This is a genomic window from Streptomyces sp. NPDC001816 (assembly GCF_042892235.1).
Lineage (GTDB): Bacteria > Actinomycetota > Actinomycetes > Streptomycetales > Streptomycetaceae > Streptomyces.
In genome coordinates, this window is record NZ_JBIATY010000014.1 from 85542 (window position 1) to 96833 (window position 11292).

The 11292-nt window shown below is 70.3% G+C and carries 13 protein-coding genes; 9 read left to right on the forward strand and 4 right to left on the reverse strand.

Translation table 11 applies throughout. From position 1 onward, the window contains the following. Positions 1–3: 3 nt before the first annotated feature. On the reverse strand, positions 4–1233 hold the full coding sequence (locus tag ACFYZZ_RS37205) for an acyl-CoA dehydrogenase family protein (protein ID WP_389185979.1): 1230 nt from the start codon (positions 1231–1233) through the stop codon (positions 4–6). Between the two features lie 183 nt (positions 1234–1416). Between ACFYZZ_RS37205 and ACFYZZ_RS37210 the strand changes: the two genes are divergently transcribed. After that, positions 1417–2061 (forward strand): TetR family transcriptional regulator, encoded by a 645-nt coding sequence (locus ACFYZZ_RS37210; RefSeq protein ID WP_389185982.1) that lies wholly within the window; start codon positions 1417–1419, stop codon positions 2059–2061. 83 nt (positions 2062–2144) lie between these two features. Here the strand turns inward: ACFYZZ_RS37210 and def are convergent, their stop codons facing one another. Then, positions 2145–2699 (reverse strand): peptide deformylase, encoded by a 555-nt coding sequence (gene def / locus ACFYZZ_RS37215; protein WP_389185984.1) that lies wholly within the window; start codon positions 2697–2699, stop codon positions 2145–2147. A 150-nt stretch (positions 2700–2849) separates the two neighbouring features. On the opposite strand from def, the gene ACFYZZ_RS37220 reads away from it, so the two are divergent. The 8 genes from ACFYZZ_RS37220 (at position 2850) to rocD (ending at position 10116) form a co-directional block, all read left to right on the forward strand. Beyond that, entirely contained in the window at positions 2850–4088 is a 1239-nt protein-coding gene (locus ACFYZZ_RS37220) for a MurT ligase domain-containing protein (RefSeq protein ID WP_386580604.1), read from the forward strand. Positions 4089–4109: 21 nt separating this feature from the next. Further along, positions 4110–4838, forward strand: coding sequence for a type 1 glutamine amidotransferase (locus tag ACFYZZ_RS37225; RefSeq protein ID WP_145885041.1), 729 nt, complete (start codon positions 4110–4112; stop codon positions 4836–4838). Between the two features lie 212 nt (positions 4839–5050). Further along, a complete protein-coding gene (locus tag ACFYZZ_RS37230; RefSeq protein WP_389185989.1) occupies positions 5051–6076 on the forward strand; it encodes a 6-phosphofructokinase in 1026 nt (341 codons plus the stop codon). A gap of 104 nt (positions 6077–6180) precedes the next feature. Then, entirely contained in the window at positions 6181–7131 is a 951-nt protein-coding gene (locus tag ACFYZZ_RS37235) for a cytochrome c oxidase assembly protein (protein WP_389185992.1), read from the forward strand. Positions 7132–7223: 92 nt separating this feature from the next. Next, on the forward strand, positions 7224–7391 hold the full coding sequence (locus ACFYZZ_RS37240) for a hypothetical protein (protein ID WP_386580597.1): 168 nt from the start codon (positions 7224–7226) through the stop codon (positions 7389–7391). Between the two features lie 37 nt (positions 7392–7428). Then, positions 7429–7914, forward strand: coding sequence for an Lrp/AsnC family transcriptional regulator (locus ACFYZZ_RS37245; protein WP_386580595.1), 486 nt, complete (start codon positions 7429–7431; stop codon positions 7912–7914). A 163-nt stretch (positions 7915–8077) separates the two neighbouring features. Then, complete coding sequence (gene ddaH / locus ACFYZZ_RS37250) at positions 8078–8887, forward strand: dimethylargininase (protein WP_389185997.1); 810 nt, start codon at positions 8078–8080, stop codon at positions 8885–8887. Further along, the gene (gene rocD / locus ACFYZZ_RS37255) at positions 8887–10116 is read left to right on the forward strand and encodes an ornithine--oxo-acid transaminase (RefSeq protein ID WP_389186000.1); all 1230 of its coding nucleotides are present in this window, start codon (positions 8887–8889) and stop codon (positions 10114–10116) included. The genes ddaH and rocD overlap by 1 nt, the downstream gene beginning before the upstream one ends. Before the next feature lie 47 nt (positions 10117–10163). Here the strand turns inward: rocD and ACFYZZ_RS37260 are convergent, their stop codons facing one another. Continuing rightward, entirely contained in the window at positions 10164–10799 is a 636-nt protein-coding gene (locus tag ACFYZZ_RS37260) for a DUF305 domain-containing protein (protein ID WP_389186003.1), read from the reverse strand. A 79-nt stretch (positions 10800–10878) separates the two neighbouring features. After that, a complete protein-coding gene (locus ACFYZZ_RS37265; protein WP_389186006.1) occupies positions 10879–11280 on the reverse strand; it encodes a DUF6153 family protein in 402 nt (133 codons plus the stop codon). Positions 11281–11292 lie beyond the last annotated feature (12 nt).

Here is an 11292-nt window from a genome sequence, read left to right on the forward strand (position 1 = left end):
GCGCTACCGAATCGGCATCCCCGACAAGGTCCGCGCGATCACCAGCCGCTGAATCTCACTCGTCCCCTCGAAGATCGTGTAGATCGCGCTGTCCCGGTGCATCCGCTCCACCGGGTACTCCCTGGTGTACCCGTTGCCGCCCAGAATCTGGATCGCCTGCGCGGTCACCTTCTTCGCGGTCTCACTGGCGAACAGCTTGGACATGGAGCCCTCGGCCGCGGTGAACGGCCTGCCGTTGACCGCCATCCAGGAGGCACGCCACACGAGCAGCCGCGCGGCGTCGATCTGCGTGCGCATGTCCGCGAGCTGGAAGGCGACACCCTGGTTGTCGATGATCGGCCGCCCGAACTGCTCACGGGTCGTCGCGTAGTCGAGAGCCACCTCGTACGCGGCCCGTGCGGTGCCCACCGCCATCGCGCCGACGGCCGGGCGGGACGCCTCGAACGTCGCCATCGCCGCGTTCTTCACCCGCTCACCACCGGAGGCCTTCGCCCTCTCGCGAGCCCGGGCGAGCCGCTCGTCCAGCTTCTCCTTGCCGCCGAGCAGGCAGGAGCCGGGAACGCGGACGTTCTCCAGGACGACCTCGGCGGTGTGCGAGGCGCGGATGCCGTGCTTCTTGAACTTCTGTCCCTGGGACAGCCCCGGCGTACCCGGCGGGACGATGAAGGAAGCGTGGCCCTTGGAGCCCAGCTCCGGGTCGACGACCGCGACGACGACGTGGACATTGGCGATGCCGCCGTTGGTCGCCCAGGTCTTCGTGCCGTTGATCACCCACTCGTCCTTGGCCTCGTCGTACACGGCACGCGTGCGCAGGGAGGCGACGTCGGAGCCGGCGTCGGGCTCGGAGGAACAGAACGCGGCGACCTTGACGTCGTTCGCGTCGCCGTACATCTGGGGGATCCAGGTACCGATCTGTTCCTCGGTTCCGTTGGCGAGAACGCCCACGGCGGCCAGGCCGGTGCCCACAATGGAGAGGGCGATGCCCGCGTCGCCCCAGAACAGCTCCTCCATGGCCATCGGAATACCGAGGCCGGTGGGGTCGAAGTACTGCTGCGCGTAGAAGTCGAGGGAGTAGATGCCGACCTTCGCGGCCTCCTGGATGACCGGCCAGGGAGTCTCCTCACGCTCGTCCCATTCGGCGGCCGCGGGGCGGATGACGTCGGCGGCGAAACCGTGCAGCCAGTCCCGGACCTCCTTCTGTTCGTCGTTGAGCTCCATGGTGAACTCGGCCATGTCCCCTCCAGCGGCGGCGCATACGGTGTTTCCAGTGGTGTTACTAGCGGTAACACGAGTGTGTTACTGACCGGTAGGAAAAGTCAACTCCCGATGACGCCTCGGCATCCCGTTCGATGTCAGGGGCGTGGACAGTGTTAGTTTGCGCAGGCGTCACCGAATCAGCACGGGTGGGGAGAGCACATGGACACCACGCAGCGGACCGATCAGCAGCGGTCCGCCGACCGCCGACGGCGCGAGCTGCTGGAGGCGGCGGACCGAGTCGTTCTGCGTGATGGTCCGCAGGCCTCGATGAACGCCATCGCCGCGGAGGCCGGCATCACCAAGCCGATCCTCTACCGCCACTTCGGCGACAAGGGCGGGCTGTACGCGGCCTTGGCCAAGCGGCACACGGACGCCCTGCTCGACTCGCTGCGGGCGGCACTGGACGCCCCGGCCGAGCGGCGGGAGCGCGTCGAGTCCACGCTGGACACCTACCTCGCGGCGATCGAGGCACGGCCTCAGGTGTATCGCTTCCTCATGCATCCGGCGGAGGGAAGCCAGGGAGGCGAACCGGGCTTCGACGTCGGCAAGCATTCGGCCCCGCTGCTTCGGCGGATGGGCGAGGAGCTGGCTCAGGTCATCGAGGAGCGGTTGGACCTCGGGCCCGGGAGTCAGCAGCTGGCTCGGGTCTGGGGGCACGGGATCGTCGGGATGATGCATGCGGCCGGGGACTGGTGGCTCGGCGAGCGGCCGTGCTCCCGGGCCGAGTTGGTGAGGTCTCTCGCCGATCTGCTGTGGGGTCGCCTTGCGGCAGCCGGGGACAAAATGGGCGGTCCGGGGTTCTGACGGTCACGATTCGGGTGCGGGCGCGTGGGGGCCGGTCGCGCCCGCGCGGCGGAGCCGCAGGTTGAACACAGCCCCGCGCTCCTTCAGGCGGGACCGGTTTCCCGGTGCCACGAAGATCGCGAGATTTGTCTCATCAGTCTGCGGCGGCGCCAGCCCTTGATGTGGTCGGCGTACACCGTGCCCTCCAAGTGGTCCGACTCGTGCTGCAGGCACCTGGCGAAGAAACCCGTGCCGTGCACGGTGATCGGCTCTCCGGTCGCGGTGAAGCCCTCGACGACCGCGTGGTCGTAGCGTTCCGTGCCCGCTTCCAGGCCCGGCAGGGACAGACAGCCCTCCGGGCCGCGGATCACCACGCCGTCCGCCTCCACCAGGCGCGGGTTCACGACATGTCCGAGATGTCGGACGTCCTCGTCGTCGGGGCAGTCGTAGACGAACACCCGTAGCGGCACGCCGATCTGGTTCGCGGCCAGGCCCACCCCCTGGGCCGCGTACATGGTCGCGAACAAGTCCTCCACGAGCGCCGCCAGTTCGGGTCCGAAGTCCGTGACGGCCCGGCAGGGCCCGTGCAGGACGGGGTCGTGGAGCAGGGAAAGAGGCCGGACGCGCCCGTGGGCGCCCGGGATCGAGCCGTGTCGCATGGCGGCAAGGGTACGGTTCGTTCAGTTCATGCCCGCCGCCAGGCATGGGCCGGGATTCGGGTGTGCGAATGGATCTCGATAGGCTGAGGCCCACACCACGTAGCCGGATGGCCCCAGGCGCGGCGCGTACGCAAGGAGGATCGAGAACTGATGGCAGGCAACTCGGACCCGCTCACGCCGCGGGCCAAGCTGGCCGTGACCGCGGGCAAGGCGGTCGCAGCGGCGTCCCGCGCCGCGGGACGCGGCAGCGGATCGGTGATCGGCGGCCGGGTCGCACTCAAACTCGACCCCGACCTCCTCGCCCGGCTCGCCCAGAACCTGGACGTCGTCCTGGTCTCGGCGACCAACGGCAAGACCACGACCACGCGGCTGATCGCGGAGGCCCTGCGGGCCGCGGGCGAGGTCGTCTCGAACGCGCTCGGCGCGAACATGCCGGCCGGCATCACCTCGGCACTGGCCGGGGGCTCGGACGCCAAGTTCGCCGTCATCGAGGTCGACGAGAAGTACCTGGCCGGCGTCGCCCGGGACACCGACCCGAAGTGCATCGCGCTGCTCAACCTCTCGCGCGACCAGCTGGACCGCGCGGCCGAGACCCGGATGCTCGCCGAGAACTGGCGCGAGGGTCTCGCCGGGACCAAGGCCGTCGTCGTCGCCAACTGCGACGACCCGCTGGTGGTCTGGGCCGCCTCCTCGTCCCCGAATGTGATCTGGGTCGCAGCCGGGCAGATGTGGAAGGACGACGCCTGGTCCTGCCCGTCCTGCGGTGGCGTGATGCAGCGCCCCGGTGACGACTGGTTCTGCGGCGAGTGCGGCTTCCGCCGGCCGACGCCCACCTGGGCGCTGTCCGGGGACCATGTGCTGGATCCGCACGGGTCCGCCTGGCCGATCCACCTGCAGCTGCCGGGTCGCGCCAACAAGGCGAACGCGGCCAGCTCCGCGGCCGTCGCCGCCGTCTTCGGCGTGCCGCCGCAGGTCGCCCTGGAGCGCATGTACCAGGTGCAGGCCGTCGCGGGACGCTACGACGTCGTCCAGTTCGAGGGCCGTGACCTGCGGCTGCTACTGGCGAAGAACCCGGCCGGCTGGCTGGAGACGTTCTCCCTGATCGACCCGCCGCCCGCCCCGGTGATCCTCTCCGTGAACGCCCGCGGCGCCGACGGCACCGACACCTCCTGGCTGTGGGACGTCGACTACACGCGGCTGACCGGCCACCCGATCTTCGTCATCGGCGACCGGAAGCTGGACCTCGCCGTCCGTCTGGAGGTCGCGAACCAGCACTTCCAGGTCTGCGAGAACCTCGACCAGGCCGTGCAGATGTGCCCGCCGGGCCGGATCGAGGTCATCGCGAACTACACCGCGTTCCAGGACCTGCGCCGCCGCGTCGGCAACTGATCTTCGAAGGGCGATCACCTCATGAGCGACAACCAACTGCGGCTGGTGTGGATCTACCCCGACCTGCTGAGCACCTACGGCGACCAGGGCAACGCCCTCGTCGTGGAGCGGCGGGCCCGGCAGCGCGGCCTGGACGTGGCCCGGCTGGACGTGCGCAGCGACCAGCCGATCCCGACCTCCGGTGACATCTACCTGATCGGCGGCGGCGAGGACCGGCCGCAGCGGCTCGCTGCCGAGCGGCTGCGCCGCGACGGCCATCTGCAGCGCGCGGTGGAGAACGGCGCGATCGTCTTCTCCGTGTGCGCCGGCTACCAGATCCTCGGCCACGAGTTCATCAACGACCTCGGCCAGCGCGAGCCGGGCCTCGGCCTGCTGGACGTGGTCTCGGTGCGCGGCGAGGGCGAGCGGTGCGTCGGCGACGTCCTCGGGGACATCGACCCGCAGCTCGGCCTCCCCGAGCTGACCGGATTCGAGAACCACCAGGGCGTCACCCACCTCGGGGCCACGGCCCGCCCCTTCGCCCGGGTGAAGATCGGCAAGGGCAACGGCACCGGGGACGGCACCGAGGGCGCGTACAACGGGACGGTCTTCGGCACGTACATGCACGGCCCCGTGCTGGCCCGTAACCCGCTGATCGCCGACCTGCTGCTGAAGCTGGCGCTCGACGTCAACGCGCTGCCGCCGATCGACGACCGCTGGTACGACGCGCTCCGCAACGAGCGCATCACTGCCGCGCAGCAGCCTGCGTAAGCGTCGTCCCAGCGTCGCTTCAGCGCCGTCTCAGCGGTTCCCGGCAGGCTCGTAGCGGGCCCGCCTGACAGGCCGTCCGCTCACATGTGCGGGCGCGTCCAGCAGGCGGACGCCCGCTACGGAACCACCCCCTCCCGCCGGTAGGGTGGCCGGGAATCCGCCGGACGACGTGGTCCGGTTTTCCGGCCCACGTTGAGAAGGTATTTCGGGCTATGCGCATTGGTGTCCTCACGTCCGGCGGCGACTGCCCCGGCCTGAACGCCGTCATCCGGTCCGTCGTGCACCGTGCCGTCGCCGACCACGGCGACGAGGTCATCGGTTTCCGGGACGGCTGGAAGGGCCTCCTGGAATGCGACTACATGAAGCTCGACCTGGACGCCGTGGGCGGCATCCTGGCCCGCGGCGGCACCATCCTCGGCTCCTCCCGGGTCCAGCCCTCGCATCTGCGTGACGGTGTGGAGCGGGCCAAGGGCCATGTCGCGGAACTGGGCCTCGACGCGATCATCCCGATCGGCGGCGAGGGCACGCTGAAGGCGGCCCGGCTGATGTCGGACAACGGACTGCCCGTCGTCGGCGTCCCGAAGACCATCGACAACGACATCGCCGTCACGGACGTCACCTTCGGCTTCGACACGGCGGTCGGTGTCGCCACCGAGGCCCTGGACCGGCTGAAGACCACCGCCGAGTCCCACCAGCGTGTGCTGGTCGTGGAGGTCATGGGCCGGCACACCGGCTGGATCGCGCTGCACTCCGGCATGGCGGCCGGTGCCCACGCCATCGTCGTGCCGGAACGGCCCTTCGACATCGAGGAGTTGGCCGCGCGCGTCGGTGAGCGGTTCGAGGCGGGCAAGCGGTTCGCCATCGTGGTCGCCGCGGAGGGCGCCAAGCCGCGGCCCGGCTCCATGGAGTTCGACGAGGGCGGCAAGGACGTCTATGGCCACGAGCGCTTCGCGGGGATCGCCCGGCAGCTGTCGATCGAGCTGGAGCAGCGGCTCGGCAAGGAGGCACGGCCGGTGATCCTGGGGCATGTGCAGCGGGGCGGGACGCCCACGGCGTACGACCGGGTGCTGGCCACGCGGTTCGGCTGGCACGCGGTGGAGGCCGTGCACCGCGGGGAGTTCGGCTTGATGACCGCGCTGCGCGGCACCGACATCGTCATGGTGTCGCTCGCCGAGGCCGTGGAGACGCTGAAGACGGTTCCCGCCGAGCGGTACGACGAGGCGGAGTGCGTCCTGTAGTTCAGCCGAGGACAACCCGCCCCCGGTCACAGCCGTGACCGGGGGCGGTTCTACTCTTGGGGGCGGACAGACGCGTACAACCCCCACGAATCAGGAGCCGCCGGATGGATCACAGCGGGCACGGCACGATGATGGACTTGCCGCCGTTCACGCTGGGGCGGGGGCTCCAGTGGTCGGCGGACCCCTTCTTTCTCGTCGCCTGTCTGGCCGGGCTGGCCCTGTACGGCTGGGGCGTGGTGCGGCTGCGGCGGCGCGGGGACGCGTGGCCCGTGGCCCGTACGGTGTCGTACGTCGCCGGTGTGCTGACCATCGGGCTGGTGATGTGCACCAGGCTGAACGACTACGGCATGGTCATGTTCAGCGTGCACATGGTGCAGCACATGGTCATCAGCATGCTGTCGCCGATCCTGATCCTGCTGGGCGCGCCGGTCACGCTGGCGCTGCGCGCGCTGCCGGTGGCCGGCAGGGGCCGCAAGGGGCCGCGTGAGCTGCTGCTGGCGCTGCTGCACAGCCGGTACATGCGGATCATCACCCACCCGGCCTTCACGATCCCGATGTTCATCGCGAGTCTGTACGCGCTGTACTTCACCCCGCTCTTCGACTTCCTGATGGGGTCGAGGGCCGGGCACATCGCGATGATGGTGCACTTCCTCGCCGTGGGCGTGTCCTTCTTCTGGCCGATCATCGGCGTGGACCCGGGGCCCCACCGGCCGGGTCACCTGATGCGGATGCTGGAGCTGTTCGCGGGCATGCCGTTCCACGCCTTCTTCGGCATCGCGCTGATGATGGGGTCGGAGCCGATGGTCGAGACGTTCAAGCACCCGCCCGCCTCGCTCGGCATCGAGGCGCTCTCCGACCAGAACGCGGCCGGCGGCATCGCCTGGGCGTTCAGCGAGATCCCGTCCGTGCTGGTGCTGATCGCGCTGCTGTTCCAGTGGTACGGCTCCGAGCAGCGGCAGGCCAAGCGCAAGGACCGGGCCGCCGACCGGGACGGTGACAAGGAGCTGGAGGCGTACAACGCCTACCTGGCCTCGCTCAACGCGCGCCAGAGCTGAGTCCGCGGTATCGAGAGCCGACTCCGCGGTATGCCGTTCGCGTGGCATTCGGGGCACCATGGTCGAGGACGGACCATGAGGAGGGTGTCGCGATGCCCGGTTCCACGAACGGTTCCACCAAGGCGATGGGGGCGATGACTGTCGGCGGGCTCGTCGTCGTGACGGCCTACACGGTCGCGCTCGGCAGCAACGGCTGGCTGTGGTTCGGATGGGTGGTGCTCATGCTGCTGACGCTCGCCATGGTCGTCACCCAGTCGTAGGAGGCTCGACGCGGGCGTGGCTGATTACAGTGCCCGCATGAACAGCAGGGCTGCCTCCTTCGACGACCTCGACCGGAAGATCATCACCGCGCTGATGGCGAACGCCAGGACCAGCTTCGCCGAGATCGGCGCGGCGATCGGGCTGTCGTCCACCGCGGTCAAACGGCGCGTGGACCGGCTGCGGGAGACCGGTGTGGTCACCGGGTTCACGGCGACCGTGAAGCCCGCCGCGCTCGGCTGGCGCACGGAGGCGTACGTCGAGGTGTACTGCGAGGGCGCGGCCCCGCCGCGGCGCCTGGCGGAGGTGGTGCGCAACCACCCGGAGATCACGGCGGCCATGACGGTGACCGGCGGCGCGGACGCGCTGCTCCACGTGCGGGCGCGGGACGTGGAGCACTTCGAGGAGGTGCTGGAGCGGATCCGTGCCGAACCGTTCATCCGGAAGACGATCAGTGTGATGGTGCTGTCCCACCTCCTCCCGGAAAGCCCCGAAGCGGGCGCGACGCACGCCGCACCCGAGTGATCGCGAAGTAAACCCCGAAGCGCGCAGTTCTCGTGCGTTCTTCCTGGTGAGAACGCAGCGATGCTGCGCACGCACGCAGCTTTCGTTTCTTGTCGTCCGCCTCGTCACTTCCTACCGTTGTGCCAACCCCCAGTGACACACAGGAAAGCGGAGGAAACCCTCTGTGGCCGAAAGTCGTGTGCCGCGCGCCCGGCGCTTCCTTGTCTGCGAACCCAGACATTTCGCCGTGCAGTACGCGATCAATCCCTGGATGCATCCCGACACGCCCGTCGACGTGGATCTGGCCCAGGAGCAGTGGCAGGAGCTGATCCGCACCTACCGCTCCCACGGCCACACCGTCGAGGCGGTCGACCCGGTCCCGGGCCTGCCCGACATGGTGTTCGCCGCCAACGCGGCGTTCGTGGTCGGCGGCCGGGTCTTCGGCTCCCTGTTCCACGCGGCGGAGCGACGCCCCGAGTCGGTCCACTACGACACCTGGTTCAAGTCGGCCGGCTACGACGTCTACCGGCCCGAGGCGGTGACCGAGGGCGAGGGTGACCTGGTGTGGACCGGCCGGTACGTGCTGGCCGGCACCGGGTTCCGCACCACCCGTGAGGCCCACCGCGAGGCGCAGGAGTTCCTCGGCCACCCGGTGATCGGCCTGACCCTGGTGGACCCGTACTTCTACCACCTGGACACGGCGCTGTTCGTCCTCGACGAGGACAACATCGTCTACTACCCGGAGGCCTTCTCGCCGGGAAGCCGGGAGGTGCTCAAGCGCCTGTACCCGGACGCGGTGCTCGCCACCCGCGACGACGCGATGGCGTTCGGCCTGAACTCCGTGTCCGACGGCCGGCACGTCTTCATCGCTCCCAAGGCCGAGGCGCTGGCCGAGCGCCTGGCCGACCACGGTTACGTCCCCGTCCCCGTCGACCTGTCGGAGTTCCACAAGGCCGGCGGTGGCATCAAGTGCTGCACCCAGGAGATCCGCTGATGACCGCACCCGCGCACGAGCGCACGTCCGACGACCTGATCAGGGCGGAGGAGCCGGTCCTCGCGCACAACTACCACCCCCTGCCCGTGGTCGTCGCCCGGGCCGAGGGCACCTGGGTGGAGGACGTCGAGGGCCGCCGCTACCTCGACATGCTGGCGGGCTACTCGGCCCTCAACTTCGGCCACCGGCACCCGGCGCTGATCGAGGCCGCGCACCGCCAGCTCGACCGGCTGACCCTCACCTCCCGCGCCTTCCACAACGACCGGCTCGCCGAGTTCGCCGAGCGGCTCGCGGCGCTGACCGGCCTGGACATGGTGCTGCCGATGAACACCGGCGCGGAGGCGGTGGAGAGCGGCATCAAGGTGGCCCGCAAGTGGGCGTACGACGTGAAGGGCGTCCCCGCCGACCAGGCCACGATCGTGGTCGCGGCGGAGAACTTCCACGGCCGTACGACGACGATCGTCAGCTTCTCCACGGACGAGACGGCCCGCGCCGGCTTCGGCCCCTTCACGCCCGGCTTCCGGGTCGTGCCGTACAACGACCTGGCCGCGCTGGAGGAGGCGGTCGACGAGACGACGGCGGCGGTGCTGCTCGAGCCCATCCAGGGCGAGGCCGGGGTCGTCATCCCGGACGACGGCTACCTGGCCGGCGTGCGTGAGCTGACGCGCCGCAAGGGCTGCCTGTTCATCGCGGACGAGATCCAGTCCGGCCTCGGCCGCACCGGCCGTACCCTCGCCGTCGAGCACGAGGGCGTCGTCCCGGACGTGCTGCTGCTCGGCAAGGCGCTGGGCGGCGGCATCGTGCCGGTGTCGGCGGTGGTGGCGCGGCGCGAGGTGCTGGGTGTGCTGCACCCGGGCGAGCACGGCTCCACGTTCGGCGGCAACCCGCTGGCGGCGGCCGTTGGCACGGCGGTGGTCGAGCTGCTGGAGACCGGCGAGTTCCAGCGCCGGGCGGCCGACCTGGGTCAGGTCCTGCACAGCGGCCTGGCCGAGCTGGTCGGCCGGGGCGTGACCGGCTTCCGCGCGCGTGGGCTGTGGGCGGGCGTCGACGTCGACCCGGCCATCGGCACCGGCCGTGAGATCAGCGAGCGCCTCATGCGGGAGGGTGTCCTGGTCAAGGACACGCACGGCTCCACCATCCGGCTGGCGCCCCCGCTGACCATCACGGCCGAGGAGCTGCAGTCGGCGCTGGGCTCGCTGGAGAAGGTGCTCGGCGCGGCCGGCCGGTGACGGGGGCAGGGGGCCGGACGGGTACCGCCGGCCCCCTGCCCACTCGGTCAGCTCTTGCTCTTGCTCTCGCTCTTGCCGAGGAGTTGCTTCATCTCCTCGATCTCGGCGTTCTGGGCGCTGACGATGTCGTCGGCCATGCCCATGGCGGGGCCGTACCGGCCCTTGCCCTTCTCCGCTTCGGCCATCTCGACAGCGCCCTGGTGGTGCTCGACCATCAGGGACAGGAACCTCGTGTCGAAGTCCTTGCCGGTGGCCTTCTTGAGGGCGGCCATGTCGTCGTCGCTCATCATTCCGGACATGCCGGCGTGACCCGAGTGGTCCATGCCGGCCATCGGCATCTGCTCGCCCCAGGTCTTCAGCCAGCCGGTCATGGTGCGGATCTCCGGGTCCTGCGCCTTCTCGATGCGGGTGGCGAGGTCCAACACCCGGGCCGAGGAGGCCCGACCGTCGGCGAGCCGCGCCATCTCCAGGGCCTGCTGGTGGTGCGGGATCATGCCCTGCGCGAAGGCGACGTCCTGGGCGTTGTGCGCCGCGGCGGTGGCGTTGGCACTCGTGCTCGCCGGGGTGCCGTGGCCCGCGTGGTCGCCGCCGCCACCGCCACCGCCACAGGCGGCGAGGACGACGGAGGCGACGCCGGTCACCGCGACGAGGGCGACGCGACGCGTCAGGGTACGGGTGGTCATACGGGAACTCCTGCTGTTCGAAAGCTGTCTTCGGGCGCGCGTGGGAGGACGACCGCGGCGTGGACGGTCGTCGTGGCCTCTAGATCCGCAGGAGTTGGAGTTCCGCCAGGGAGGGTGGTGCACGGGCCTCGTCCGGCGCCGTGAGCGCGCACGAGCGCAGGTCGGTCGTCGGTGCGAGGGCGGTCACGGGGTCGGGTACGAGCGCGGGCAGCTGCGGACCGCCGTTCACGGCACCGGACGCGCAGGTGGGATCGGCGTGGTGCATCCGATGGCCGCCACAGTGTCCGGCGCCTTCAAGACAGTCGCCCTGGGCGATGACCGCGGCCTTCGTGTGCGCGGCCCGGGCATGCTCCCCGTGCCCCGTGCCGCCGCCGGGCGCGAGGGCGTGCATGCCCAGCAGCCCGGCCAGCACCGCCAGCACGAACAGCGCGCGCAGCCGCCTCGGGGGCGGTTGCCGGGCGTGCTGTCCGGTGCTGTGCATCGGGGACATCGT